Annotated in this window: 25 protein-coding genes and 1 tRNA gene; 12 read left to right on the top strand and 14 right to left on the bottom strand. The window is 65.9% G+C overall.

Annotated elements, in window-relative coordinates; all coding sequences use genetic code 11:
• On the bottom strand, positions 1-1485 hold the full coding sequence (locus HLA98_RS11065) for a DUF4434 domain-containing protein (RefSeq protein ID WP_057501631.1): 1485 nt from the start codon (positions 1483-1485) through the stop codon (positions 1-3).
• 244 nt (positions 1486-1729) lie between these two features.
• Here HLA98_RS11065 and HLA98_RS11060 point away from each other — a divergent pair, with 244 nt between their 5' ends.
• On the top strand, positions 1730-2035 hold the full coding sequence (locus HLA98_RS11060) for a KGG domain-containing protein (RefSeq protein ID WP_049449091.1): 306 nt from the start codon (positions 1730-1732) through the stop codon (positions 2033-2035).
• 10 nt (positions 2036-2045) lie between these two features.
• On the opposite strand, the gene HLA98_RS11055 is transcribed toward HLA98_RS11060, so the two are convergent.
• The gene (locus tag HLA98_RS11055) at positions 2046-3518 is read right to left on the bottom strand and encodes an MFS transporter (protein WP_057501630.1); all 1473 of its coding nucleotides are present in this window, start codon (positions 3516-3518) and stop codon (positions 2046-2048) included.
• Between the two features lie 126 nt (positions 3519-3644).
• Here HLA98_RS11055 and HLA98_RS11050 point away from each other — a divergent pair, with 126 nt between their 5' ends.
• Positions 3645-4265 (top strand): TetR/AcrR family transcriptional regulator, encoded by a 621-nt coding sequence (locus HLA98_RS11050; RefSeq protein WP_057501629.1) that lies wholly within the window; start codon positions 3645-3647, stop codon positions 4263-4265.
• A gap of 15 nt (positions 4266-4280) precedes the next feature.
• On the opposite strand, the gene HLA98_RS11045 is transcribed toward HLA98_RS11050, so the two are convergent.
• Both HLA98_RS11045 and HLA98_RS11040 read right to left on the bottom strand, forming a co-directional pair.
• On the bottom strand, positions 4281-4631 hold the full coding sequence (locus tag HLA98_RS11045) for a VOC family protein (RefSeq protein WP_057501628.1): 351 nt from the start codon (positions 4629-4631) through the stop codon (positions 4281-4283).
• A gap of 122 nt (positions 4632-4753) precedes the next feature.
• Entirely contained in the window at positions 4754-4954 is a 201-nt protein-coding gene (locus HLA98_RS11040; protein ID WP_049449083.1) for a hypothetical protein, read from the bottom strand.
• A gap of 188 nt (positions 4955-5142) precedes the next feature.
• On the opposite strand from HLA98_RS11040, the gene HLA98_RS11035 reads away from it, so the two are divergent.
• Positions 5143-8529, top strand: a complete 3387-nt coding sequence (locus tag HLA98_RS11035) for an autotransporter domain-containing protein (RefSeq protein WP_057501627.1) — start codon at positions 5143-5145, stop codon at positions 8527-8529.
• A 71-nt stretch (positions 8530-8600) separates the two neighbouring features.
• Here the strand turns inward: HLA98_RS11035 and HLA98_RS11030 are convergent, their stop codons facing one another.
• Together HLA98_RS11030 and HLA98_RS11025 are read right to left on the bottom strand one after the other, a co-directional pair.
• Positions 8601-8762, bottom strand: coding sequence for a hypothetical protein (locus HLA98_RS11030; protein ID WP_232015496.1), 162 nt, complete (start codon positions 8760-8762; stop codon positions 8601-8603).
• 220 nt (positions 8763-8982) lie between these two features.
• Entirely contained in the window at positions 8983-9435 is a 453-nt protein-coding gene (locus tag HLA98_RS11025) for a PA2169 family four-helix-bundle protein (RefSeq protein ID WP_005419568.1), read from the bottom strand.
• A gap of 465 nt (positions 9436-9900) precedes the next feature.
• On the opposite strand from HLA98_RS11025, the gene HLA98_RS11020 reads away from it, so the two are divergent.
• Positions 9901-10542, top strand: coding sequence for a glutathione S-transferase family protein (locus tag HLA98_RS11020; protein WP_057501626.1), 642 nt, complete (start codon positions 9901-9903; stop codon positions 10540-10542).
• Positions 10543-10566: 24 nt separating this feature from the next.
• Here the strand turns inward: HLA98_RS11020 and HLA98_RS11015 are convergent, their stop codons facing one another.
• Positions 10567-10974: a hypothetical protein gene (locus HLA98_RS11015; RefSeq protein ID WP_057501625.1), complete on the bottom strand. Its 408-nt coding sequence runs from the start codon at positions 10972-10974 to the stop codon at positions 10567-10569.
• A gap of 48 nt (positions 10975-11022) precedes the next feature.
• The gene (locus HLA98_RS11010) at positions 11023-11442 is read right to left on the bottom strand and encodes an H-NS histone family protein (protein WP_057501624.1); all 420 of its coding nucleotides are present in this window, start codon (positions 11440-11442) and stop codon (positions 11023-11025) included.
• A gap of 118 nt (positions 11443-11560) precedes the next feature.
• On the opposite strand from HLA98_RS11010, the gene HLA98_RS11005 reads away from it, so the two are divergent.
• The gene (locus tag HLA98_RS11005; protein WP_057501623.1) at positions 11561-11953 is read left to right on the top strand and encodes a DoxX family protein; all 393 of its coding nucleotides are present in this window, start codon (positions 11561-11563) and stop codon (positions 11951-11953) included.
• Positions 11954-11971: 18 nt separating this feature from the next.
• Here HLA98_RS11005 and HLA98_RS11000 read toward each other — a convergent pair whose 3' ends face one another.
• The gene (locus HLA98_RS11000) at positions 11972-13747 is read right to left on the bottom strand and encodes a serine hydrolase domain-containing protein (RefSeq protein ID WP_232015495.1); all 1776 of its coding nucleotides are present in this window, start codon (positions 13745-13747) and stop codon (positions 11972-11974) included.
• Positions 13748-14394: 647 nt separating this feature from the next.
• On the opposite strand from HLA98_RS11000, the gene HLA98_RS10995 reads away from it, so the two are divergent.
• Positions 14395-14958, top strand: coding sequence for a hypothetical protein (locus tag HLA98_RS10995; RefSeq protein WP_049451464.1), 564 nt, complete (start codon positions 14395-14397; stop codon positions 14956-14958).
• A complete protein-coding gene (locus tag HLA98_RS10990) occupies positions 14955-15470 on the top strand; it encodes a hypothetical protein (protein WP_065428149.1) in 516 nt (171 codons plus the stop codon). The genes HLA98_RS10995 and HLA98_RS10990 overlap by 4 nt, the downstream gene beginning before the upstream one ends.
• A gap of 109 nt (positions 15471-15579) precedes the next feature.
• Here the strand turns inward: HLA98_RS10990 and HLA98_RS10985 are convergent.
• The 4 genes from HLA98_RS10985 to dtd form a co-directional block, all read right to left on the bottom strand.
• Positions 15580-15655, bottom strand: a tRNA-Ile gene (locus HLA98_RS10985).
• 52 nt (positions 15656-15707) lie between these two features.
• Positions 15708-16376, bottom strand: a complete 669-nt coding sequence (locus HLA98_RS10980; RefSeq protein ID WP_057501622.1) for a hypothetical protein — start codon at positions 16374-16376, stop codon at positions 15708-15710.
• 138 nt (positions 16377-16514) lie between these two features.
• Positions 16515-18368, bottom strand: coding sequence for an RNA polymerase sigma factor RpoD (gene rpoD, locus HLA98_RS10975; RefSeq protein ID WP_049449065.1), 1854 nt, complete (start codon positions 18366-18368; stop codon positions 16515-16517).
• 90 nt (positions 18369-18458) lie between these two features.
• On the bottom strand, positions 18459-18899 hold the full coding sequence (gene dtd / locus HLA98_RS10970) for a D-aminoacyl-tRNA deacylase (RefSeq protein WP_057501621.1): 441 nt from the start codon (positions 18897-18899) through the stop codon (positions 18459-18461).
• 61 nt (positions 18900-18960) lie between these two features.
• Here dtd and HLA98_RS10965 point away from each other — a divergent pair, with 61 nt between their 5' ends.
• From HLA98_RS10965 to HLA98_RS10950, 4 genes are all read left to right on the top strand, one after another.
• Positions 18961-19881: a lauroyl acyltransferase gene (locus HLA98_RS10965; protein ID WP_057501620.1), complete on the top strand. Its 921-nt coding sequence runs from the start codon at positions 18961-18963 to the stop codon at positions 19879-19881.
• 72 nt (positions 19882-19953) lie between these two features.
• Positions 19954-21090, top strand: coding sequence for a GTP cyclohydrolase II RibA (gene ribA, locus HLA98_RS10960; protein WP_049449058.1), 1137 nt, complete (start codon positions 19954-19956; stop codon positions 21088-21090).
• Between the two features lie 75 nt (positions 21091-21165).
• The gene (locus HLA98_RS10955; RefSeq protein WP_057501619.1) at positions 21166-21666 is read left to right on the top strand and encodes a PH domain-containing protein; all 501 of its coding nucleotides are present in this window, start codon (positions 21166-21168) and stop codon (positions 21664-21666) included.
• A complete protein-coding gene (locus tag HLA98_RS10950; RefSeq protein ID WP_057501618.1) occupies positions 21663-23201 on the top strand; it encodes a PH domain-containing protein in 1539 nt (512 codons plus the stop codon). The genes HLA98_RS10955 and HLA98_RS10950 overlap by 4 nt, the downstream gene beginning before the upstream one ends.
• A gap of 110 nt (positions 23202-23311) precedes the next feature.
• Here the strand turns inward: HLA98_RS10950 and HLA98_RS10945 are convergent, their stop codons facing one another.
• A complete protein-coding gene (locus HLA98_RS10945) occupies positions 23312-24370 on the bottom strand; it encodes a CDP-glycerol glycerophosphotransferase family protein (RefSeq protein ID WP_057501635.1) in 1059 nt (352 codons plus the stop codon).
• Here HLA98_RS10945 and HLA98_RS10940 point away from each other — a divergent pair.
• A complete protein-coding gene (locus HLA98_RS10940) occupies positions 24369-25187 on the top strand; it encodes a glycosyltransferase family 2 protein (protein ID WP_057501617.1) in 819 nt (272 codons plus the stop codon). The genes HLA98_RS10945 and HLA98_RS10940 overlap by 2 nt on opposite strands.
• Positions 25188-25217 lie beyond the last annotated feature (30 nt).

Below are 25217 nucleotides of genomic sequence, written 5' to 3'. Positions count from 1 at the left end.
CTACTGCTCGGCTGCCATCTCGATTTCACTGAGGAAGGTCCAGCTGCCATTGGCCAACCGCAGCTCAAGCGTGCGGCACTGCGCGGCCAGCGGCGCGGCATTGCCCAGCACGTATTCCTCTTCGGTCGAACCGCTCAGCCCGGCCTGGGTGAATGGTGCCGACAGCACGCCGATGCGGGTTGCGGCAGTTCCCGGCTCAGCACACATCACCTCCACCGACGTCGGCGTGACGATGCCCCACGCCGGGCGGGTCATCGTATGCAGGCCGATCCAGTCCACCCGCCTGCGTTGGCCCAGGTCGATGGTGATGCTGACGTTGCCATGCACGCCCACCCAGCCGGCATCCATCGGATTGCGCGGATCTCCCACGCGGCGATCAAACAGCTCGTGGCCGCTGCTGTCGGGATAGTTCGCATCTGGCGCCACGCTGTAGCTGTAGGTGGTCTGCACCGGATCGACACTGTAGGACGCACCGAGGCCATACAACCCGCGATAGGTGTTCATCAGCCGCGGCGATTCGCCATAGCCCTGGCCGGGGTCGACCACCTCGGACATGTGGTACTGGTTGAGCCAGGCAACGCGCTTGCCGGCCGAGCGCGCACTCCACAACTGCTGGTTGATGCGCTGTACCGAGGCCGGACGATAGGCGCCGGACAGTCCATTGCCGGTGTCCAGGAACAAGGGACTGCCATGGTTGAACAGTTCGATGTCGGCCCACAGGCCGCTGGCACCCAGCGCCGCCGACAGCGCCTCGTAATACGCCTCGGTGGAATGGCCGGCGTGATCCCACTGGAACAATCGGGCATGCGAGGCGGCACCGATGCCATCCTGCCAGATCTGCACATCCACGCCGGTGGCCGTACGGAACTGCACAGCAGCCCGGCCCACGCTGGCCGGATCAACGCTGGATGACGCAAGGTAGGGTGCCGCCATCACCGGCCGCGAAGGTGTACTGCCTTTGAGCGCCGCCACGATCGCGCGGTAGAACGGCGCGCGATCAGCCGGCACCTGTGCCGGTTCGTCGGTGATGTACCAGCCTGCGAACGCCGGATGCGATCCGTACTGCTGGCCAAGCTGGGCCAGCGACTGCGCCGCATCCTGTGCCACGGCCGTTGCGTTCTGGCCTTGCCAGAAGGTGGCGCACTGCCCCGAGCTGTAGGTGGTGCCGACCACGACCTTCATGCCGCGCGCGGCTGCCGCGTCGAGCACAGTGCCGAGCTTGCCGGGAAAGCCGGCAATCCATTCGAAATCCTGCACGCCGCTGGCGCATCCCACGCCAGCACGGGTGGCACGCAGCTGACCGAGGATGATCGTGTCGTTGCCCAGGTCCTGCAGCTCATCCAGGAACAGCGGCAACTGCGATGCCGGCAGTTGTTCGTCGGTGGCCGAATAGCCGACGTGGACAAAGCTGCCGGACAACAGGGGGCTGGCTGCATGGACGGGGGCGGCACAGGCCAGCAATACGATCACTCCAATCCTGTTCATGTTCTACGTCCCTGTCGTGGCCAGCCGAGTGGCGTTGTTGCGCATGCTATCAACAGCGGCGGTGACCTCGGTTGAGCGAAAGCGCTTACGGGTTGCGCCACCCGCCTGAATGGCTGCGCCATCAGCCCCGTGCGCAGGTCGCGTGAAAGCTGTGGCGAAGATGGCGACCTGGACTTAGCGTGCGATGGCCAAGCATGGATGCTGTCGTCTACGAAGGCGGCGTCCACACTGCAGGAGATTTCACATGACTGAGCAGAACCCGCGCAGCTCCAACCGGGGCTTCGCATCAATGGACCAGGACAAGCAGCGCGCGATCGCTGCCAAGGGCGGGCGGGCCGCGCACGCCTCCGGCAACGCGCACGAATTCAGTCCGGCCGAAGCACGTGTCGCAGGCCGCAAGGGCGGCGAGGCGATCAGCCGCAACCGCCAGCACATGGCCGCGATCGGTCGTGAAGGTGGACACGCTCGCCACGCCAATGCGCGCCAGCAGCAACAGCAGCAACAGGAGACCGAACGCACGACAGAGGGCCCGCAACGCCAGCAGGGCTGAATGCCGCGCGTCAGGCCGGTGCGCGCTGCCGATACAGACCCAGCGCCACAAGCAGGGCCAGCGCACCGGCCACCGCCATCGCCCAGCCGAAACCACTGGCCATCGCACTGCGATACCACGCCAGCATCTGCGGCGTGGCGTGCATCGAGCTCGGTTGCAGGATCATTTCGCGCGCCTGTGCCACCAGCCCCCGCTGCCCGGCCGCCTGTGCGGAAGTAGCGAACTGTTGTACGGCGCGCTGGCCCATCAGGCTGCCCAGCAGCGCGATGCCCAGGCTCATGCCTGCCTGGCGCAATGCGTTCATCGTGGCTGAAGCGATACCCGCGCGCTCGACCGGCGCGCTGGCCATGACGGCCATGCCGGTCGCCGGCACTGCCAGCCCCATTCCAACGCCAAGCAGCACCAGTACAGCACTGGCATAGGCACGTGAAGTAGCCGGTTCAAACGTAGCCATCGCGCACAGCGCTGTCCCGGCCAGGGCGTAGCCCAGCGCCAGCGCGGCATGCAGCCCGAGGTAAGCGACCAGACGACCGAACAACAGCGAGACGACACCCATCAACAGGAACTGCGGCGCCAACTGGGCGCCGGCCTGCGCAGCGCTGTGCCCCTGCGCCTGCTGGAAGAACAGCGACAGGAAGAACAGGCTGGCATAGGCAGTGAAGCCCAGCACGAACGATGCCAGGTTGAACATGCCGAAGCGGCGGTCGGCAAACAGGTCCAGCGCCAGCAGTGGGCGTGCCACGCGGCGTTCGACGATGCCGAACAGGATCAGTCCAGCGGCTGCGACGCCCAACGCCAGCAGCGTCACCGGGGCCAGCAGGCCATGCGCGCCGATCGCGATCAGCCCGTAACTCAGCGCACCCAGCGCGACGATGCTAAGCAGCTGCCCGGCAGGGTCCAGTGCAGCGTGCTGCGGATGCCGCCGTTCCGGAATTCCCCAGGCGCCCAGTGCCAACGCGAGCAGGCCCAGCGGCAGGTTGATCAGGAAGATGCTGGGCCATCCGGCGCGCTGCACCAGCACGCCGCCCAGCAGCGGGCCCAGCACCAGGGCCAACGCACTGAACGCCGACCAGCCGCCGATCGCGCGTGCGCGTAGTCGCGCGTCTGGGAAGGCGTGGCTGAGGATCGGCATGGCGCTGGGAATCAACAATGCGCCCGCGATGCCCTGCACTGCGCGTCCAGCCACCAGGGTCGCAAGAGTGTTGGCACAGGCGCAGAGCAACGAACCAAGAGTGAAGGTGGCGACGCTGATCAACCACATCCGCCGATGACCGTAACGGTCCCCGAGCGGCCCTGCCGACAGCATCAGCGCCGACAACGCGATCGCATACGCATTGATCACCCATTGCAGCCCGGCCATGTCAGTGCTCAACGCCTGCTGCAGGGTGGGTAGCGCGACGTTGACGATGCTGATGTCCAGCGAGGCGAGAAACGTGCCGAGGTAGGCGGCCAACACCAGCGCCGGACGTTGGAAACGTTGCATGTGTGGATCCCGGGGGAGGACGTGCGCGCATCGTAGCCACTGACTGACCGTCGGTCAATGACCGGCGGTCAGTCAATGTTGAAGGACGGCTAGAATGGCTACCGTCGCACCCGAACCTTGCCCACCATGCAGACCCCAGCTGTCGCCAGGCCTCGCACCAAGCCCGCGGAAACCCGTCAGGAAGAACTGATGGACGCCGCGCAGGCACTGTTCCTGTCAAAGGGGGTAGACGCCACCACCATCAGCGACATCGTCGCCGCGGCTGATGTGGCCAAGGGCACCTTCTATACCTACTTCGCCTCGCGCACCGAGATCCTGCAGGCGCTGGCACAACGCTACACGCGGCAGTTCATGGAAGCGGTCGACCAGGCCGTGCAGCAACACCCCGCCGGCGATGGCGTAGCACGCCTGCGTGCCTGGATCCGCACCAACATCGAGCTCTACGTGCGCACCTGCGCGCTGCACGACGTGGTGTACGCCAACCATCACCACCATCAGCGCGGCAACGCCGAACGCAACACAATCCAGCAGCACCTGCTGGGCATACTCGAAGCGGGTAACGCCGCCGGTCTATGGCAGCTTCCAGCGCCGCAGGTTACTGCCTCGTTGATCTATGCCGGCGTGCACGGCGCTACCGACGACCTGATCGCCACACCGGCACAGGATGCCGACGCGTTCATCGAAGCCGTGCAGGCCGATTGCCTGCGCCTGGTCGGCGTGCCACCGGCCGGTGCCAAGCGGCGCTGACGAACCGTCTGTCGCTCAGGTGTGGGCGAGGATGTTCAACAATCGCCCGAAGGGGTCACGGACGAAGAAGCGGCGCACGCCCCAGGGTTCATCGGCCGGGCCATATTCCAGCGGGATGTCGGCCGCGCGTATCCGTTCCAGTACCTGCTGCAGATTGTCCACTTCGATCGACAGGTCCGGCACTGCGGTGCCGGAACCCCCTTCACTGGCAAAGCTGATCTGCGCCAGCGCGCTGCCCTCACCGCCATGGGTGACGATCCAACCGTGGTCCATCACCACCGGCATGCCCAGCAGTTCGCCATAGAACGCTGCGGCACGCGCAGGGTCAGGCGTGGCGATGTTGGCGACGACACGTTTGACGGCCATGGCACTCCTCTGCCCATGAAGACATGCCGAGACTACCGTATCGATGCCGGCATCCTCGATTGAAACAGAAGAGCCCCGTCGATGACGGGGCTCCATAGAACGCAACGCTCAAACGGCGCGACTCACACGCCCATGCACAGGTCGACCACGCAGGTGTTGTACGCCTGCTGGCATTCACCGGCATCGGCGCCACTGGCCAGGCACATCTGGTAAGCCCGCCAGCACGGCTTGTCGCAGGGCTCGACCGGCCCTGCCACCGCCACCGAACCAGTACATGCCAGCGCGAACACAGCCCCTGCGATCACTTTCCTGAAAACTCGCATTGCATCACTCCCTGATAGGCCTGGTGAGCCCAGGCTGGGTCACGGTAGCGGGACCGCAGGGAGACGAAGTGAAAGCCGATGTCACCCAATCTTAACCTGTTCATTAAATTTTCTTCACGCCACTGGGGGTGATCGGCGCGCTGCGGGGTTAACGGCCTTTGATGTCCGTCAATCAAGGAAGTTGTCTGATGAATCACCCGCTGTACGGCCGTTCGTCCCGCTCCCTCTCACATCGCCCGCTGGCGCTTGCCGTCGCCAGCTCGCTGTTGCTGGCCACCGCACTCCCGGCCATGGCCAGCGAATCATTCGATGCCTGGCAGCAGCAGCGCCAACTGCAGGCCGCGTGGGCGCAGCCCACACCGCTGGCGAGTTCATCGACCGACGCGAACCTGTCGGCCACAACACCCGTAGCAGCAGCCAGCGCCACGTCGATTCCCGGTAAGCCAGGTGATCCGGCCAGCTGGCGCACGAACGAATTCAACGCCGACTGGGGCCTGGCCGCGACCAACGCAGACCACGCCTATGCGCGGGGCCTGACCGGTACCGGCATCCGCCTGGGTGTGTTCGACAGCGGCACCGGCCTGGACCATCCAGAGTTCGCCGGGAAGAACCATCGCAGCATCCACATTGCCGACTTGCTGGCCGACGGTTCGCACTGCACCAACACCACACAGCTCACGGGTCCCGGCGCCTGCTTCTCCAGCGATGGCGACGACGTGCAGGTAAGCTACGTCGGCTTCAACGCCAACGTCCCACAGAACATTCGCGACCTGATCATGGCGGGTCCCTATGTTCAGCCCGGCATCGGCTTTGAAGTACACGGCACCCATGTGGCCGGCACCATCGCCGCCAACCGCGACGGCAATGGTATGCATGGGGTCGCCTTCGGGGCGGATCTCAGCGTCGCCCGCCTCTTCTTCAACAGCGCCAGCGAATGGCAGCGTACGGCAACCGGCTATTCGGTGGTCTCACTGGGTAGCGTTGGCCCCGATTCGTCCGCCGTGGTCGACATGTACGCCCAGATGAACGCCCAGGGCGTGCGCGCGGTCAACCATAGCTGGGGTCTGAGTAATGAGCCCAATGCGGTACTGATGGATCAGATCTACAACGATCCGGATGATCGCGATTACCTCGCAACCTATGCCGACGGATCCCGCGCCAATGGCATGATCCAGGTTTGGGCAGCGGGAAATTCGCCTGCACGCGATGTTGCGGCTCCCGTATCGGCCAGCCCGATCGCCGGCATGTATGCCACCCTGCCGCGTGCCTTCGCTGACATCGAGAAGTACTGGCTCAGTGTCGTCAACGTCGGCCAGGATTTCACGCTCAGCCTGACCTCCAACAAGTGCGGCCTCAGCGCCAACTGGTGCCTGGCCGCTCCCGGCTCAGGCATCAACTCCACAGTCTATGGCGATGATTCCGCAGTGGCGGCGGCGCTGGGCGTGGATGCCAACGGCAATCTGTCGCTTGACGTCACCCAGCGTGTGCCCACCTACGGCTATGGGTTGCTCAGCGGCACCTCGATGGCCGCACCGCACGTCACCGGTGCGCTGGGACTGTTGTTCGAACGCTTCCCCTATCTGGACAGCGCACAGGTCCGCGACGTGCTGCTGACCACCGCGCGCGATCTGGGCGCACCGGGCATCGACGAGATCTACGGCTGGGGCCTGATGGACCTGCGCAAGGCCATCGAAGGCTATGGCTCGCTGCGCGTGGATACCAACGTGGTGATGAACCAGAAGGCCGGCGGCCTGAAGGTGTGGGAGGGCGATGCCTGGGATGACTGGACCAACGACATCGGTGGCCCCGGCAAGCTGACCAAGTCCGGCATCGGCTGGCTGCGCCTGAGCGGCGACAACACCTTCAACGGCGCGGTATTGCAGGACGGCACGCTGGAATTGAACGGTGCCAACACGCTCACGTCTGCGGTCGAGGTCCAGGGTGGCCAGTTCCTGCTCAACGGCAGCCTGGTCTCCACCGCGCTGAACACCACCGGGGGCGTGAGCACGGTCAGCGCAAGCGGCCTGCTGAAGGACGGCAACCTGACCGTCAACGGTGGCGTGGTGTCCTTCAACGGCACGCAGACCGGCGGCACCACCACGGTCGGTGCCAACGGCCTGCTGAAGGGTGTCGGTACGCTGGGCAACACCCGCGTGGACGGCATCATCGCGCCCGGCAACTCCATCGGCACATTGACCATCAATGGCGACTACGTGCAGGGCGCAACCGGTGTCTACGCGGCCGAACTCGCTCCGGGCGGGCGCAGTGACCAGCTGCACGTGACCGGCACCGCCACCCTCGGCGGCACTCTGGTCGCACTGCCGGAGCCGGGCACCTACTACCTCGGCGAGCAGTTCAATTTCATCCGCGCCGATGGCGGCGTCAGCGGCCAGTTCGCCAAAACCGACTTCAGTGCGTTCTCGCCGTTCCTGCAGTTCAGCCTCGCCTACGGTGCCAATGGCACCCGTATCGACGTGGCCCGCGGCGCCTCGCTGGCCAGTGCCGCCATCACGCCGAATCAACGCGCGGTGGCCGGCGCCGCTGACGTGCTGGCGATCAACCAGGGCCTGCCCAAGCCGCTGACGCAGCTGTTCCCGCAACAGGTCGGTGGCGTGCTCGATGGCCTCAGCGGCGAGCTGCATCCGGCCACGGCATTGGCCCTGGTCGAGGGCAGCCGCTATGTGCGCGATGCCGCACTGTCACGTCGTGCCGGTGCCACCGCACCCGGTGCCGATGCGGGCGACGCCACGGGCGCATGGGTGCAGGCCCTGGGCGGCAACAGCAAGCTGGATGGCAACGCCAACACCGCCCGCACCGAAGCCAACAGCAACGGCCTGCTGGTCGGCATCGACCGCGAGTTCTCCGGCTGGCAGGTTGGCGTGCTGGCCGGCACCGGCCGTACCGACGTGAAGCAGCAGGACCGCCGCGCCAAGTCGAAGATCGACAACACGCACTTCGGCGCCTACGCCAGCCACACCTGGGGCGGCTTCGGCCTGCGCGGCGGCGTGGCCTGGAGCAAGCACGAGGTGAAGAGCACACGCGATGTGGCCTTCGCGGGCTTCAGCGACAGCCTGAGCGCACGCTACGACGCCCGCACCCGCCAGGCCTTCATCGAAGCCGGCTACCGTTTCGGTGGCCCGGAAGCCGGGCTGGAGCCGTACCTGCAGGTCGCCCGCGTGGAGGTGGATCTGAAGCAGATCAACGAGCGCGGCGGTGCGGCGGCCCTGCACGGCGAGGTGGACGACACCGGCACCACGGTCGCCACCGCTGGCCTGCGCTTCGACAAGGGCCTGAAGGCATCGTTCCAGCAGGACAGCTGGTTGCACCTGCGTGGCGGTGTCGGCTACCGCCGTGCCTCGGGTGATCGCAACCAGGTGGCCAACCTGGCCTTCGCCAACAGCAACACCACCTTCGTGGTCGAGGGTGCTCCGATTGCCGACAACGCCGTGGTGGCCGAACTGGGCCTGTCCGCGTGGCTGACACCGCGTCAGCAGCTGGAGCTGGGCTACAGCGGCCAGTACGGCAGCGAGAGCCGCGACCACAGTGCGAACGTGCGCTGGTCGGTGCGCTTCTAACGCCACGCACATGATCGATTGACGGGTTGGGGCGGCCTTTTGGCCGCCCCATTTTTATTCACTGCCCAAGGCTATGTGCGGCACCGCAACGCCACCACAGCGATCAGGCTGGCCAGGGACAACAGCAGGCCATAGGCCACCAGCGGCCACATCGTGTCCCCCGGCAACAACACGGTAGCCAGTGTCCCGAAGCCGGCCACGATCACGCTCTGTACGGCGTAGTAAAGCGCCACCGCCGTACCCGACGCGTCGGCGAAATCACGCGACGCGCCATGGTACGTCTGCGTCGTTGTTGCGGCTCAGCGAACTGTCTGCGGACCGTTCCCGTTGTTCACGGTGTCCATCGTTGGCCGTGCGGAACCGGTCAGCGTGTAGCAGCGACCGGTTCAGGGTGACCGGGCAGCGATGCCGCCCCGGCCGCGGCGACCCCGGGGAATGGGCCGCCGATGATCATCAAGCCGCCTTCATCGCATGCTTGCGCGCGCGCATCACGTTGTGGCATTCCTGCACTTCCGGCAGCAGCTGGGTCACTTCCTGGCGCACCGCCGGCGGCAGCTCGTTGTCCTTCAGCACGTCCTTGAACGCACCCAGCAGGCGATCTTCGGATTCCTCCAACTCGGCCACATAGCCGTAGTTGGTATCGCCGAACGCGGCGCGCACCTTGCCGTAGAACTGCTGCATCGAGCCGACCACGGTGCCGTGCTCGGCAGGCTTGCCACCGCTGGCTGCAACCGAGCCACTCAATGCGGCCACGATGCGGCCCTTGACGCCGGCAATGCGAGTGAACAGGGCCGAAAGCTCGGCGTCCTTCACCTTGGTCGCGGCTTCTTCATAGAACGACTTGCCGTCACGGGCGATCTCGATCAGGTCGTTGAGGCGATGTTCGATGGTGGACTGGGTGCTCATGGCGTTGCTCCTGTATCGTCGTTTCGGGGGAGAAAAGCAGCCTCGACTGCGCTGCCTGCGGATCCACTCTGGACATGCTCGTGTAGTTCGCAGGTGAGCAACGATTGATACGCACATCACTTCACCCAACCCGCACTGACTGCTTCACGTCACAGTGGCGCGTGGATCACATCGAGCGATCCTGGGCAACTCACCAAGGTATGAAGAGGATGATCACCACGATCACCAGGACTGCGGCGAGCACTCCCATCAGCACGTTTCTCTGGCGCCAACTAGGCTTCGGTTTTCCGGGGGTATTCATTCCTGCTACCTGTCTCTGCGGATGACCCCGGCAGACTGATGGATCCAGGACAGTGCCTGCGTGCAGATCACGTGCAGGCGACGTGCAGGGCACCGCCCCTGTCGATTTTCGGCACACTCGCTCGTCAGATCATCAAACCTTCCTTGACCGCGCGGACTGTTCCCATGCCTCCCATCCTCACCGCCTTCGCCGCCTCCCCCGACCGTGGCCAAGGCCTGGCCCGCGACATGCGCGTACGCTGGGCGCTGGAGGAACTGGCTGTGCCCTATGACGTGCAGCTGCTCAGCTTCACCGAGATGAAGCAGCCCGCGCACCTGGCGCGCAATCCCTTCGGGCAGATTCCCACCTGGCAGGACGGCGACCGGCTCCTGTTCGAATCCGGCGCGATCGTGCTGCACCTGGCCGAGCAACACCCCGGCCTGCTGCCAGCCGATCCGGCTGCACGCATGCGCGCGATCATGTGGATGTTTGCCGCGCTGAACACGGTGGAGCCGCCCATCGTCGAACGTTCCATGGCCTGGGTGCTGGAGCGCGAGCAGCCCTGGTATGCGCAGCGTCTGCCGATGCTTGAAGAGCGCGTGCGTACGCGGTTGTCACAACTGTCCGCCTGGTTGGGCTCGTCGTCGTGGCTGGAGGGCGAATTCAGCGCCGGCGACCTGATGATGGTCTCGGTGCTGCTACGCCTGAAAAGCAGCGGCCTCCTCGACGAGCACCCGCAGGTGGTCGCCTATGTGGCACGCGCAACGCAACGACCGGCGTACCAGCGCGCGTTCGCCGCGCAGCTGGCGGTATTCCAGAACGCCTGAGGCTACGCCCCGTGGGCAGAGGCATCAGCGCAGACTGCGCCGACACGCAGCCTGCACCAGCATCAGCTGTGCCACCAGGATCAGCATCGCGCAGCCTGACAGCAGCCATGGATCGATGTACCACTGCGCGTTGAAGCTGAAATCTCCGGCGGAAATACGCTTCCAGCCGTTGAAGTGCTGCATTGCCGCGACCACGAACGCGAAGCCGCCCGCGGTGTACGACAACCACGGCACGATGAGCCCGCCCGGTCGCGCGAACAGCGTCAGCACACCCAGCACGCCGATGACCGTGCGCTGCACGCGGCAGTATGGGCAGACATAGGCCATTCCGCTCCATTCCACCGCCCAGGCCAGCAGGCTGACCAGCACGGCCGCGCCTGCGGCTGTGTACAGGACTTTCAGCGTGATCGTCATGCCACCCTCGTGTGCCATCCCGTGCTCCTCGGTTGAAAGACCCGGCAGGGTAGCAGTGCCGCAGCCTCATCCCTTCTTGATGACGGTCCGCTTGCCGATGGTGCTGGTCTTGCCAGCGGTCGGCCTGGCCAAGCCAGGAATCAGGAAATCGGTGGCCTTGTGGCCCATCGACACCTTGGACGCCAACCAGCGCGGCATGCGCCCGCGACCGGTCCAGGTCAGGCGCTTGTATTCCGGGTCGCGATACTTGGGCGCGACTTTGCCGGATTTACGGCGGGCGGATTTGCGGGCGGGCGCAGGTGTTTCCGAGGCTTCGCCACCGAAGAGTTCTTCGAGGGTGTAGCCGGCTTCGGCCGCGGCGGCTTTCAGCATCCGTCGCACCGCACTGGCCGGACGGCGGCTGGAAATGAGGTGTTTCCGCTGTTCAGCGGCAACCACCAAGGCGCCCAGCTCCCGAAGGCTGAGCGATTCAATATCAATCGTCATGGGAGAAAGGTCTCCTGCGAACCGCCAGCTGTCAAGGCGCCTTGCGCCTCGCGTAGACACAGGCTTCACCGCCGGTGGGCTCCGATCACCCTCGACGGCCATCTCCGAGGACACCGACGTGAGCCACGCTTCCCACTCGCTCGCTTACCTGCTTGCACGCATCCTGCTGATGGCGCTGTTCCTGGTCTCCGGCCTGGGCAAGCTCGGTGATCTCAGCGGCACCCAGGGCTACATGGAAGCCATGGGCGTGCCCGGCCTCCTGCTCTGGCCCACCATCGCCTTCGAGATCGGCAGCGGACTGTGCATCCTGCTCGGCTTCCAGACCCGGCTGGTGTCGGTCGTGCTGGTGGGTTTCAGCCTGGTCACCGCCTTCATCTTCCACCACAACTTCGCCGACCAGACCCAGCAGATCATGTTCCTGAAGAACCTTGGGCTGGCCGGTGGCTTCCTGCTGCTGGCCTGCACAGGCGCCGGGCGCTACAGCATTGACGGCCGGGGGCGGCGCGCCTGACCCAACGCCACGCAGGCATCAGCCAGCGTCCGCATTGCGGACGCGCTGCAAGCGCAGGTTGCGCCACGTCGGCTGGGGACCACGGAAGTCCACGGCTTCGCCATCGCTGGTGAACAACAGGCCAGGCTCCACCTCAGCAACCAGGCGGATGCCATCGATGTACAGCCAGCCCTGTCGTTGCTCCAGCTCAACGGACATTGACGGCTTGCCCCATTGGTCGATGCGATAGCGACCCAACCAGGGGTGCCAATGGAGGGTATTCGGCCCGGCAGGCATCTCCATGGTGTCGTTCTGGTCCAGGCCATCTTCCCCGTTCGTACATTCCAGATGCGCAGGCAGCATGTCCGCTGCCGCATGGTAACGGTACGTCGCAACCTCTCCATCGGCGCCTTCGGTAAACAGTTGATCGCCGTCGATGGCCGCAAGCCGGGTACCCGCTTCACTGGCCTCTCGACGCAGCAGCAATTCACCATTTTCGGCAGCCACAATCTTCGCTTTGGCGCTGCGACCAATCCAGTTTCCCGCCATCCGCTGCAGCTGGCTCTGGTTCAATCGGATCGGCGCCAGCGACGATACCGGCACGCGGGGCTGCCGTGGTCCGAAACGCGCCGACAACAGTTGATCGAGCAGACGCTCGCCGAAGCCGTACCCTGCGGACGTCGCACGGTTGAACATTGCAGCGAAACCCACCTGCGCCTGCGGGCAGTACGTGAAAACGCAACCGAATCCGAAGCCGCCACCGCGGTGGTGCAGCAGCCGTACCGGTGTGCTGCCGTAGCGGCGCTCGCTGCGCATCACACCTAGCCCGTAGTCGCCACCCAGGCCGAAGCCATGCATCTCGTCCCAGAGATGAGGTGCGAGCAGTTGCTGCGTGCCTGCCTTACCGCCAGCAAGCATGAAGCCAAGATACTTCGCCATGTCGGCAGCACTGGTCCAGACGCCACCGGACACCACCAGTGGCGTCACCGGCGGTACCTGCACGAAGCCTTCCTGGGTTCCCAATGCGCGGCCCTTGCTTGCCAGATAGACCGACGCATCCGCCGTACTGTCGTGCATTCCCAGCGGCTCGAAGATCCGACGCCGCAGCCACTGCGGGTAATCGACACCCGCGGCCTGTTCAAGGACATGGCCTGCAAGGTCGAAGCCCAGGTTGGAATAGCGGTAGCGCGTACCTACCGGAAAGCGCAACCATGTCTGGGAGATGCTGCGGACATGCGCATCAAAGCCCGGTGACGCCGGTTCGTAGTTGTTGCCCAGCGGCGCCTCGTGCGTGAATCCAGCACGGTTGGCGAGCAGCAGGCGCAGCGTGATGTGCTCCTGCGGTGAATGCTCAAAGCGGCTGCGCACCGTGAACGACGGCAGATGGTGGGTAATGGGCGCGTCCAGCTCAAGGATGCCGTCCTGCACGGCCAACAGCACCGCCACCGCCGCGAAATTCTTCGAGGTGGACTGGATGCTGAACATCGTACTGGCGTCTACTGCTGCACTACCGTCGCCCGATGCGTACCCGAAGCCCTCGGCCCAGCGCACCTGCCCGTCTTCGACCAGGCAGACGGCAGCGGCACCGATGTCGCTGCCTTTCATGGCGGAGCGGATTGCATCCCGTTCCGTCTCGATCAAGCTCTCAGTGAGGACTGCATACGTCTTCCCGGCAGCAATGCCCGCCGGCATGAGCGCGGCCGCTGGAACGGCAGCGGCACTGGCCAGGAAGGTGCGACGACTGAGCGTACCAGGCATCAGATCACTCCACTTCGGGATGCCGTCATCTTCCCGCCAGCAGAAATGGTCGGGCATGTGTCATTCGACACAGGGGGCGGCGATCGATGGTGTTGCGCTGCCTGCGGCTGAGCGGGCCTCAGCCGGGAGGTTCCAGCAAGCGGATTCCCTGCGCCGATACAAAGGCGCGGGACTCCCTCCAATAGGCTTGTGGCGGTTCCCGAAGCACTGTTCGTGACCCGTAGTCGTTGATGTGCAACGGGTCGCCCGGCACCGGGACCGAAGCGTGTGCCGGACCAGAACGTAAACAAGAACTGAATACAGACCACAGAGGGCTGGGGGAGGCCGCACCACTTTTCCGTTCTATACGGGCGATGCAGATGTGCATACGGGATCGAGTCCATCACCGGCGGCCTGCGTGCACTCCGTTTCAGTTGCGCGAGCAACTCCAACGTTGTTGCGTCGCGTACCAGACTCAGTGTTCATCGCAAGGAAACTGCACCACCCTCATGGAATACAGAAGTTCATCGCAGAAATTCGCTGCAGCACTCATCGTTGCCGTACTCGCCACGGGAGCAGTAGCCGCCTTTCTCCTCCTTCGCCCCACGCCACAGGCCTCGCAAGCAGCACCGAAGGTTGGACAGGCGGGAGGACCGCGCGAGAATCCCGCCGCGCCGACACCTTCGGCGGCGTCACCCGCGTTACGGCCTGCCAACAGCACGAGCATGCTGTTTCCCGGTGTTCCGCAGAATCGCGATGCCATGGAGCCCAAGGACGATGATCCCTTTGATGGGCGTAGCCGCGAGGAGCAACGCTGGCTGGACGAACACGGCTATCCGAACACCGCGCAGTGGGCTTCCTACTCCAGCGCGCCCGACGCGTTGCTGGAACAGGCCGCCAATAACGGCGACAAGCTTGCCCGCACGATCCTGGACTCGAGAAGGCTCCCCGATCGAGCGGCCCTGGACCAGATGATGTCGTCCGCCGTGGACGGCAACTACTTTGCGTTGCAGTTGCTTGCGACACATTTCGCATCCACCGGTCGAGCGGGAAACATCAACGCATACGCGGTTTCGCGTGTCCTGGAGATGCGCGCAGACCCTTCCGCTGCGCTTGGCAGGGAAATCATGTTCTCTGCGCCACTCACCATCGAGGAGCGGATGCAGGGGGAGGCCGAAGCGCTTCGCCTGAACGCTACCTTCAACCAGCTCTACCAGGGAAGAACGGGCAACCCGTTCGTTCCCGATTACCGCCCGTTCCCCGTTGACAACTCGCAAGGATGGCAATGAAACCTGTAAGTAAATTCGCCCTGGCCACCGCAGCTTTCACCATTACCGGTGTTGCTCTGGCCTGCACCGTTCTTCCAATGCTCCCGTTCTCGATATCGGTCGACCTGAAGGATATTGCGGCGGCCAAGCAAGCCGGTGCCTCGTCCGCAGAGGCACCCAACCGGGCATTCCTGAAGAAACTGGATGAGACCGCTGAAAGGACCTTCGGTGCCGATGCATGGCGCAACACGTCCTTCGTCGGCAACGTCATGTACAAGACGAAAATCATGATGATGACCGGCTCAAGCATGATCACCGTCAGCAAGCCGTGCGGGAAGTCGGCAGAAGAGTCAGGCGGCACTGAAGACAGCTTCGCCTCGACACCGCCGTCTGGCGGTGGCGGTGGCGGAGGTGGCACTGGCGGTGGTGGCGGGATCGGCGGCTGGTTCCCCGGTGGTGGCGGGTGCTTCGGCAACTGTCAGCCGCCCCCGCCCGGTCGCGTTGGTCCCATCGAGAATCTGCCGCGATCCTGAGGGCCCTTCAATGAAGGGGCATCGCCGCAAGGTGCTGCCCCTGGCGCCCCCTGATGCACCAGCCAGACGCCACCGGGGCTTCGTCACTGGACTTCGTTGGACAGCGATGTGGTGGGCCCATCAGGATTCGAACCTGAAACCAAGGGATTATGAGTCCCCTGCTCTAACCGTTGAGCTATAGGCCCGGCGCAGCCTCACAGTGTAGTGAGGCCGGCAAAGGGTTTCCACTGCGCGCCACTACTGCCCCAGGCGCTGCATCAACCGATCCAACGGCGCACGGTTGTGGTACTCACCGCGCAGGCGGCGCTCGTGCTCGCCACACTGTCCGTTGTCAGCCACCACCAGGTCGGCGCCGCGCAGCAGTACGCGTGTCGTGCAGTCACCCTGGCGCAGATGCAGTACGTCTTCGTCCTCCTCCGGTGCAGCGCGGCCCAGGACCCGCGGTGCCGCCCCCTCGCCGCCCTCCTGCGTGCTCAGCTCGAATGCGTCCCCCTTGGCCGCGATGTCGATGGCATTTCCGTCACTGCGTTCCCAATGGGCGACCCAGCTGGTCAAGCTGGTCTCGTAGTAGTTGCTCGTTTCCATCACGCGCGACTCCGGCGCCCAGCCCACCACTTCCTTGCTCGGCGAACGTGCTTTCACGCAGTAGTAGTTGTTCCAGCTGTCGCCGATCACCAGGCCGGTCCCCGGTTCCATCTCCTCGCCACTGCGGCACCCCTCCCGTTCCTCGTCCAGGCAGCCTTCTGCCTCGCCCAACAGCAGCACCTGCCCGGCGTCGACCACGCGACCCACGGCATAGTCGAACTGGCTGCTGAAGAAACTCTCGGCATTGCATGCCGGTGGTTGTGGAGTATCCGCCCAGGCAACCAGCGGTGACAGCGAGAGCAGCAAGATCGGCAGTTTCATCGGCATTCCATTGACCAGTGCGAAAACAGGACACGCATCCTATCCCGTCGCGCGCAACGCGGACGAGACCGCAGGCAAAAAAAAACAGACCCCGCTTCCACGGGGTCTGTCGGATGCTTCATATGCGGCGGATACCCGTCAATCGATATCCAGGAAGCTGCGCAGCTGCTCCGAGCGGCTCGGGTGACGCAGCTTGCGCAGGGCCTTCGCTTCGATCTGGCGGATGCGCTCGCGGGTCACGTCGAACTGCTTGCCGACCTCTTCCAGCGTGTGGTCGGTGTTCATGTCGATGCCGAAGCGCATGCGCAGCACCTTGGCCTCCCTCGGGGTGAGGCCGGCCAGCACGTCGCGCACGGTTTCAGACAAGTTGATGTTGGTGGTGTTCTCGATCGGGGACTCCACGTTGGTGTCCTCGATGAAGTCGCCCAGATGGGAATCCTCGTCGTCGCCGATCGGGGTTTCCATCGAGATCGGCTCCTTGGCGATCTTCATCACCTTGCGGATCTTGTCTTCCGGCATGTCCATTTCCTTGGCCAGCTCCTCCGGCGTAGCCTCGCGGCCGTACTGCTGGAGCATCTGGCGGGAAATGCGGTTCAACTTGTTGATCGTCTCGATCATGTGCACCGGAATACGGATGGTGCGTGCCTGGTCGGCAATCGAGCGGGTGATCGCCTGGCGGATCCACCAGGTGGCGTAGGTCGAGAACTTGTAACCGCGGCGGTACTCGAACTTGTCCACGGCCTTCATCAGGCCGATGTTGCCTTCCTGGATCAGGTCGAGGAACTGCAGGCCGCGGTTGGTGTACTTCTTGGCGATCGAGATCACCAGGCGCAGGTTGGCCTCGACCATTTCCTTCTTGGCCTTGCGCGCCTTGGCTTCACCGTAGGCCATGGCACGGCTGATTTCCTTCAGCTCTTCCAGGTCCAGCTGGGTCAGCTTTTCGATGTCGATCGTCGCCTGCTGTTCGGCGATGATCTGGTCCTTCACTTCGCGCAGGGCCGAAGACCACTTCTGCTTGCGCTTCAGCGCGTCTTCCACCCACTCCAGGTTGGTCTGGTTGCCTTCCCAGGAACGGATGAAGTCCTTGCGCGGCATGCGGGCAGTGACGGTGGCCAGGTTCAGCACGCGGCGCTCATGGGCCTTGATCGACGCCATGGTGTCGCGCAGCTGCTTGGTCAGCACATCGGTCAGCGGCAGCGGCAGCTTCAGGGTGACGAACACCGCCGACATCTCTTCGCGCAGGCGCGGCAGGTTCTTCTTGTCGCCCTTGGTCGCCGCCTTCTTGAAGGCATTGAAGGCATCGCTCAGCGCCTGCATGCGCGCAGCGACTTCCTCCGGGTCCGGACCGGTCGGTGCGGCTTCTTCCTCGCCACCCTCGACATCATCGTCCTCGTCCTCGTCGGCTTCGGCGTCGGCATCATCGCCATCATCGGAAACGACAGCGGCGGGCGCAGGCACTTCGTCGGCCAGGTCGTTGAAGCCGACGATCACTTCGGCCAGGCGCTTCTTGCCTTCCTTGTGGGCTTCGTAGTCGGTCAGCAGCGACTCGACCGAGACCGGGAACTGGCCCAGGGCAGCCTGGACCTGCGAAAGGCCTTCCTCGATGCGCTTGGCGATGGCGATTTCGCCTTCGCGGGTCAGCAGCTCGACGGTGCCCATTTCGCGCATGTACATGCGCACCGGGTCGGTGGTACGGCCACCTTCGGTGTCGAGCGCGCTCAGCGCGGCGGCGGCTTCTTCGGCCGCGGTGTCATCGACTTCGCGGTTACCGGTGTTGCCGTCGTTGAGAAGCAGGGTTTCCACATCCGGCGCAACTTCATGGACATCAATGCCCATGCCGTTGATCATGCCGATGATGTCTTCGATCTGTTCCGGGTCGACCATGTCGTCCGGCAGATGGTCATTGACTTCGGCGTAGGTCAGGTAGCCCTGTTCCAGGCCCTTGCTGATCAGTTGCTTGATTTCGGATTGGGCAGGACGTTCGTTGGCCATGTAGTGCTCGCGCCACCGGCTAGGGAGAAATAGGGAACGTAGCATTATACCAGCCCGGGGCCCGGCCTGCCGGGCGGTGGTCCCGGCGGCCTAGGGCCTGAGAAGGAAGGTCACGGGACCGTCATTGACCAGGCTGACGACCATATGGGCACCAAATCGACCCGTTTCCACCCCTGGCGCGTGATTTTCACGACAGATCTCGACAAAACGATTGAACCCGCGTTCAGCCTCGTCCGGCGGCGCGGCGCTGGTGAAGCTGGGCCGCATGCCCGATCGGGTGTCGGCCGCCAGGGTGAACTGGCTGACCAGCAGCAGCCCACCGCCGGTGTCGCGCAGCGACCGGTTCATTTTTCCGGCCTGGTCGGCGAACACCCGGTAGCCCAGCAGGCGCTCGGCCATGCGGCGCAGCTGGGCCTCGGTATCGCCCGGCTCCATGCCCACCAGCGCCAGCAGGCCCGGGCCGATCTGCCCTACCGCCTCGTCATCGACATGGACGGCAGCCTGGCTGACACGCTGGATCAGGACGAGCATCGTGGGCTTCCAATGAACGGGGCCGGCCACGATAGCAGCGCCCTTGGCTAAACTGGCGCCGATGAATCCGCAACGCAAAGCCCGGCTGGTCTATCGCGCCACCACCCTGTTCGCTCGCCTGCCCTGGCCACTGCTGCGGGGGTTCGCGCGCACCCTGGCGTGGGCGTGGATCAATCTCAACGCCCGTGAGAGCCGCGTCACCCGGCGCAACCTGGAACTGGCCTACCCAGAGCTGGACGGCGCTGCACGCGACCGCCTGCACCGCGATCTGCTGCGCTCCACCGCGTTGCAGGCCATCGAGACCCTGCGCCTGTGGAGCCAGAGGCCGGCCGACAACCTGCGCCTGCATCTGAAGCAGCGCCACGGCGAGGCCCTGTACGACGCAGCCCTGGCCAGCGGCAAGGGCGTGATCGTGGCCGCGCCGCATTTCGGCAACTGGGAGCTGCTGAACCAGTGGCTGGCCTCGCGCGGGCAGATCGCCATCGTCTACAAACCGCCGGAGGACGAGGCCAGCGATGCCTTCCTGCAGCTGGTGCGGGGCGGCCAGAACGTGCAGCAGGTGCGCGCCGAAGGTCCGGCCGTGCGCCAGCTGTTCAAGGTGCTCAAGGACGGCGGTGCCACCGGCATCCTGCCCGACCAGCAGCCCAAGGCCGGCGACGGCGTGTTCGTGCCGTTCTTCGGCGTGCAGGCGCTGACCATGACCCTGGTCAACCGGCTGGCCGAGCGCACCGGCGCCACCGTGCTGTATGGCTGGTGCGAGCGCATCGGGCCGGACATGGAATTCGCCCTGCACATCGAGCCGACCGACCCGGCCGTGGCCGACCCGGACCCGCAGGTAGCCGCCACCGCCCTCAATGCCGGCATCGAGCGCATCGCCCGCCGTGATCCGGCGCAGTACCAGTGGACCTACAAGCGCTATACGCTGCGGCCACCGGGCAGCGGCGAGGAAGACCCATACGCGACTGAGGAACACCCGCACTGACGCCCGCCGGGTCCCTGCGACCGGCGGCCGCAGCACGTTGAATACGACGCCGGCGCCCCCATAGAGACTGCGATGTCCGCCTCCCCCGGTCCTGCCATGCCTGCTGCTTCTTCCCTGTTCGGCGATCCGGCCGCGATCCGCTGCGAACGCGCGGTTGCCGAACTGCGCGCCGGTCGCCCGGTCCTGCTCCACGATGGCCAGGGCCAGCGCCTGGCGGTAATCGCGCTGGACAGCGCCACCGCCAGCAGCTTCGCCGCCTTCGCCAGCGCCGCGTGCGAACGCCACTACCTGTTCCTGACCGCCACCCGCGCCCGCGTACTCGGCGTGGAGGCACCTGAGGGCGCGCGCCTGCCGCTGGCCGGCGTTGCCTTCGATGCCCTGCCCTCGCTGGGCTACCTGCGCGAGCCCGGCCCGATGCCGGACGGCTGGAGCGCCGGTGACGCCTTCGATGCCGGCGCCGTGGAACTGGCACGCCTCGGCCTGTTGCTGCCGGCCATGGTGGCGGTGCGCCTGGACGCCGATGACCGCACCTTCGACGGTGCTGCCGAAGTGGCCCTGTGCGACCTCGCCGAAGGCGCGGCCCATGCAGCCCACGATTACGAACTGGTGGCACGTTCGCCGGTACCGCTGCGCGATGTCGGCATGACCACCTTCGCGGTGTTCCGCGGTGGCGTGGCCCAGCGCGACCAGGTGGCGATCATCGTCGGTGAGCCGGACCTGTCGGCCGTGGTGCCGGTGCGCGTGCACTCCTCGTGCCTGACCGGTGACCTGTTCGGCTCGCTCAAGTGCGACTGCGGCGACCAGCTGCGGCGTGGCCTGCGCAAGCTGAAGGAACTGGGCGGCGGCGTGCTGCTGTACCTGGACCAGGAAGGCCGCGGCACCGGCATTGCCGCAAAGATGCGCGCCTATGGCTATCAGCATGACGGCCTGGACACCATCGACGCCGACGCACAGCTGGGCTTCGGCGCCGACGAGCGCCGCTACGGCAGCGCGGTGGCGATGCTGCATGGCCTGGGCATTTCGCGCGTGGCCCTGCTCAGCAACAACCCGACCAAGGCACAGCGCCTGCGCAATGCCGGCATCGAGGTACTGGACTGCATTCCGGTCACCGGCGAGATCACCGCCGAGAACGAACACTACCTGCGCACCAAGGCTGATCGCGCAGGCCACATGCTGGATGTGGACGCGCTGATCCAGGCTGCCCAGTAGCGCAGCCGACCTGCTACCGTCTGCGCGGTGCGGTCACGGCCGCCATCGCCTGCCCTGCCGCCTGACGGAGCCCGCGTGACCGACGTTTCCCTGACCTCCCCGCCCACCGATGCCTGGCAGCCGCTGCCGCAACGCGCCGCCCGTCTCGCTGCACTGGAAGGCGCTTTCGGTGGTCTGTTCGTGCCGGGGCTGCCACTGGCCGCGGCCGCATGGTTCTTCGATCTGCCCGGCGGCCTGTGGACTGCCGCCCTTGGGCTGCTGATCGGCATCGTTTTCGGTGTGTGGCTGGGCCGCCGGCGCCTGACCCGCACCCGCTGGCGGCTGGACGCACAGGGCCTTGGCCTGCGCCGCGACCTGATGTGGCAACTGGAAACGCGCATTCCGATTTCGCGAGTGCAGCACCTGGACCTGCGCCGGGGGCCGCTGGAGCGCCGCGCTGGCCTGGCCACACTGATCGTGCACACCGCCGGTACCCGCATGAGCGCGGTGACCGTGAGTGGCCTGGACGAGGCCGATGCCGAGCGCCTGCGCGACACCCTGTCCCATCAGCTCGATCAGGACGCCGACGCCCTGTGAGCCTGCCGCCGCCCCTGCCCGCATCGCTGCCCGCCGGTGGCGAGGATCACCGCCTGCACCCCTGGTCATGGCTGTTCGTGCTGCTGATGCAGCTGCGCCACTACTTCCTGCCGCTGGTTGCGCTGCTGGTGTTCGGCCAGCGTGGCGACCGCGACCCGATGTGGGCGCAGCTGATCCCACTGTCGGCGATCGCAGCACTGGTACTGGTATCGGTGCTGCAGTACCTCAGCTACCGCTACCGCATCGGCAGCGATGCGATCACCGTGCGCAGTGGCCTGCTGGCACGCAACCGCCGCGAGATCCCGTTCGCCCGCATCCACAACGTGGAAGTACGGCAGAACCCGCTGCACCGCCTGTTCGGCGTGGCCGAGCTGCGCCTGGAATCGGCCGGCGGCGTGCGTCCGGAAGCCGAGATGCGCGTGCTGAAGCTGGACCAGGCGCTGGCGCTGGAGCGGCTGGTGCGCCAGCGCGGGCAGGCGCCACAGGCCGCCGACGCCGTTGATGCGCTGCCCATTGCCAACGCCGACCGCGAACGCGTGCTGCTGCGCCTGTCCGGTTGGGATGTGGTGCGCATGGGCCTGCTCTCCAACCGCGGTTGGGCGCTGGCGGTGGCCGCATTCGGCGTGCTGTTCCAGACCGTGCCACGGCCGGTGATGGACGATGCCATCCAGCGTGGTGGCCGAGAAGCCTTCGGCTACGCCAGCCATCTGCACCCCGGCATGGCCGGCGCCTTCCTGCTGCTGGCTGCCGCACTGCTGCTGGGCTGGCTGGCACTGCGCATGCTGTCGGTGGTGCTGACCCTGCTGCGCTACCACGGCTTCACCCTCAGCGAGCAGGATCGTCGCCTGACCGTGTCGGCCGGTCTGCTCAGCCGCACCCGCAGCAGCGTGGCGCGCCGCCGCATCCAGGCCTGGACGCTGCGCGAAGGTACTTTGCAGCGCTGGTTCGGGCTGCGCCAGCTCCGCATCGACAGTGCCGCTGGCGGGCCCTCGCGCGATGAGGACCGTGCCCTGCGCGAACTGGCACCCCTGGCGTCAAGTACGCGTTGCGAGCAGCTGGTGCGGCACCTGCTGCCACAGTTGCAATGGCCACCGGCGCAGTGGCAGTCCATTCCGCAGCGCGGCTGGTGGCGGCTGTGCCTGGGCGCGCTGGTGGTGGTACCGCTGTTGGCGGCAGCCGCGTACTGGCGCTGGGGAACGTGGGGGTTGGTGGTATTGGCCTGGTTGCCGGTAGCGTTGCTGGTCGCGCGCCGGCAGATGGCACGCATGGGCTGGTACCTGGACGACCACTACGTGGCGGTGCGCGGCGGCTGGTGGAAGCGTTGGTGGCGCTGGGCCGAGCTGGACAAGGTGCAGGGCCTGCGCCTGCAGCGCTCACCGCTGGACAAGCTGCTCGGCACCAGCAGCCTGCAGCTGGATACCGCAGGCGCGCATGGCGATGTGGCACTGACCCTGCACCATCTGCCGCAGGCACAGGCCCAGCAGGTGATGGAGCAGCTGGCCGCAGCGCTGGCACGGCGCACGCTGCGCTGGTAGCGCGGCCGATCATTGAACCGCCATCCACGCATGGCGTGGATCTACCGTAGAGCCGAGCCCATGCTCGGCTTGCCGCAGCCGAGCATGGGCTCGGCTCTACAGGACCTACGTCACCGCTGCGACGGCCCCCAGTAGCCCAGGTCCTTGCGGATCTGCAGATCGCGCACCCAGCTGCCGAACGGCTTGCGCCGCAGCGCGCCCATTTCACCGGACAGGAAATCCTCGGTCGCGGCGATCACCCGTTCGCTGGAACGGCCATCGCGATACGGATGGATGGCATCGGCATAGCGCACGATCTCCGCCTGCAGCGCGGCGTCCAGATGCAACGCGCGCTGCAGCATCGCCGGCAGCTGCGCCGGGTCGTCGAAGTCGATCATGTGCGCCTTCGGCACGCGGTTGCGGAAGGTCACCACCGGCTTGTGCTGGACGATGAACTCCGAGACGATCGATGAGGTATCCGAGACCAGCACGTCGGCGGCACGCTGCGCGGCCATGACCTGTTCCGGCTCGATGAAACGGGCATTGGCACCGGCCAGCGCGCGGTAGCGCTCGAACAGTTCGGGCGGGCACTTGGGGTGCAGGGTCAGCAGCCAGTAGTGGCCACCTGCGGCGATATCGGCGGCGATCTGCGCATGCAGGTGCGGAGCGGCGCTGAGCCGCTCGGTGAAGGTCGAGCCAAACAGGATCACCGGACGCCCACCTGCCGCCGCTCGCAGCGCGGCGCTCTCGCCGCCATCGTCGCGGAACAGCGGGTCCAGCTTCGGCCAGCCGGTCTCGGCCACCGCGAAATGGCCCTGCAGGGCAGCGATCTCGCGGAATGGTGCGGTCGTGGCCGGCCCCTGCGTGCAGTACAGGTCGAACATGCCACGCACCCGGAAGTGGCCGCGCGCACTGTCCCGCTTCTCCACGTTGAAGCCATGGAACAGCTGCACCTTGGCCCCGGACAGGAAGGTCGGCACCCAGTTGGCGGCGCTGAACACGGCCCGCGGGCGCATCGCCAGGGCCTGCTTCAGGCCGACGTTGGGCACCCCCGGCAGGCTGCTGCCGGCCGCGCCATCCTCGAACCAGGCAGCGACGACCTGCCCGGAGGCGTGCAAGGCCTGCGCCAACGGGGCGAGAATAGGCAGCGCATAGCGCTCCGTCGCAAACAACAGGTACCCGGCCATCATGTCCTCCACGACCGCTCCCATCGAACGGCCTCGCATCTCGGCGTGCATTATCGCGTTCAACGAGGCTGGGCGCATCGGCGACTGCCTGGCCTCGCTGGCTTTCTGCGATGAGATCGTGGTGGTGGACTCGTATTCCACCGATGCCACGGTGGCCATCGCCGAGTCCGCCGGCGCCCGGGTGCTCCAGCGCGCGTTCGAGGGTTTCCGCAGCCAGAAGGCATTCTGCGTCGAGCAGGCCAGCCACGATTGGGTGCTGTGCCTGGATGCCGACGAGCGCATCAGCCCGGAGCTGCGCACGGCCATCGAACAGGCCCGTGACGGCGGCTTCAGCGGCCACGCTGGCTTCCGCTTCGCCCGCCTGTCGGAGTATTTCGGCAGGTTCCTGCGCCACGGCAATGCCTACCCGGACCGGGTAATGCGCCTGTTCGACCGCCGCCAGGGCGGCTGGCGCGGCAAGCGCGAGATCCACGAGGCGGCCAGTGTCGACGGCAGTGTGGGCACCCTGCGCGGCGACCTGATCCATTACCCGTACCGGTCATTGCAGCAGCAGCTGGCCAAGACCGAGAAGTACGCGCGGATGATGGCCGAGCACGAGTTCGCGCGCGGCAAGCGGGCCACGCTGGGCAAGCTGGTGCTGGCCCCGGCCTGGCGGTTCTGGCGCGGCTTCCTGTTCCGCGGCGGCTTCCGCGATGGCTGGCACGGCCTGGTCTACGCCTATGTGCGCGCCAACTACGTGCGGCAGAAGACCATCATGCTGTGGATGCTGGGCAACGGCCAGGCAGTGGCCGACCCGGTCGCACCTGCGGAACGGTCCTGAGCCGGCTGTGTCACACTGACCACGCGTTGC

Source organism: Stenotrophomonas africana, assembly GCF_013004645.1.
GTDB lineage: Bacteria > Pseudomonadota > Gammaproteobacteria > Xanthomonadales > Xanthomonadaceae > Stenotrophomonas > Stenotrophomonas africana.
Note: the sequence above shows the minus strand (reverse complement) of the source record. Positions and strands in the feature narration are given on the sequence as shown.

Bases quoted from the DNA above. Each gene is read 5' to 3' on its own strand.
- HLA98_RS10990 (WP_065428149.1), top strand. From the start codon at position 14,955: ATGAAACCTGTAAGTAAATTCGCCCTGGCCACCGCAGCTTTCACCATT.
- HLA98_RS11040 (WP_049449083.1), bottom strand. From the start codon at position 4,954: ATGCGAGTTTTCAGGAAAGTGATCGCAGGGGCTGTGTTCGCGCTGGCA.
- HLA98_RS10945 (WP_057501635.1), bottom strand. From the start codon at position 24,370: ATGATGGCCGGGTACCTGTTGTTTGCGACGGAGCGCTATGCGCTGCCT.
- HLA98_RS11000 (WP_232015495.1), bottom strand. From the start codon at position 13,747: ATGCCCGACCATTTCTGCTGGCGGGAAGATGACGGCATCCCGAAGTGG.
- HLA98_RS11055 (WP_057501630.1), bottom strand. From the start codon at position 3,518: ATGCAACGTTTCCAACGTCCGGCGCTGGTGTTGGCCGCCTACCTCGGC.
- HLA98_RS10940 (WP_057501617.1), top strand. From the start codon at position 24,369: ATGTCCTCCACGACCGCTCCCATCGAACGGCCTCGCATCTCGGCGTGC.
- HLA98_RS10980 (WP_057501622.1), bottom strand. From the start codon at position 16,376: ATGAAACTGCCGATCTTGCTGCTCTCGCTGTCACCGCTGGTTGCCTGG.
- HLA98_RS11010 (WP_057501624.1), bottom strand. From the start codon at position 11,442: ATGACGATTGATATTGAATCGCTCAGCCTTCGGGAGCTGGGCGCCTTG.
- HLA98_RS11035 (WP_057501627.1), top strand. From the start codon at position 5,143: ATGAATCACCCGCTGTACGGCCGTTCGTCCCGCTCCCTCTCACATCGC.
- ribA (WP_049449058.1), top strand. From the start codon at position 19,954: ATGTCCGCCTCCCCCGGTCCTGCCATGCCTGCTGCTTCTTCCCTGTTC.
- HLA98_RS11015 (WP_057501625.1), bottom strand. From the start codon at position 10,974: ATGGCACACGAGGGTGGCATGACGATCACGCTGAAAGTCCTGTACACA.
- dtd (WP_057501621.1), bottom strand. From the start codon at position 18,899: ATGCTCGTCCTGATCCAGCGTGTCAGCCAGGCTGCCGTCCATGTCGAT.
- HLA98_RS11020 (WP_057501626.1), top strand. From the start codon at position 9,901: ATGCCTCCCATCCTCACCGCCTTCGCCGCCTCCCCCGACCGTGGCCAA.
- HLA98_RS11065 (WP_057501631.1), bottom strand. From the start codon at position 1,485: ATGAACAGGATTGGAGTGATCGTATTGCTGGCCTGTGCCGCCCCCGTC.
- rpoD (WP_049449065.1), bottom strand. From the start codon at position 18,368: ATGGCCAACGAACGTCCTGCCCAATCCGAAATCAAGCAACTGATCAGC.
- HLA98_RS11060 (WP_049449091.1), top strand. From the start codon at position 1,730: ATGACTGAGCAGAACCCGCGCAGCTCCAACCGGGGCTTCGCATCAATG.
- HLA98_RS10965 (WP_057501620.1), top strand. From the start codon at position 18,961: ATGAATCCGCAACGCAAAGCCCGGCTGGTCTATCGCGCCACCACCCTG.
- HLA98_RS11045 (WP_057501628.1), bottom strand. From the start codon at position 4,631: ATGGCCGTCAAACGTGTCGTCGCCAACATCGCCACGCCTGACCCTGCG.
- HLA98_RS11050 (WP_057501629.1), top strand. From the start codon at position 3,645: ATGCAGACCCCAGCTGTCGCCAGGCCTCGCACCAAGCCCGCGGAAACC.
- HLA98_RS11025 (WP_005419568.1), bottom strand. From the start codon at position 9,435: ATGAGCACCCAGTCCACCATCGAACATCGCCTCAACGACCTGATCGAG.
- HLA98_RS10995 (WP_049451464.1), top strand. From the start codon at position 14,395: ATGCTGTTTCCCGGTGTTCCGCAGAATCGCGATGCCATGGAGCCCAAG.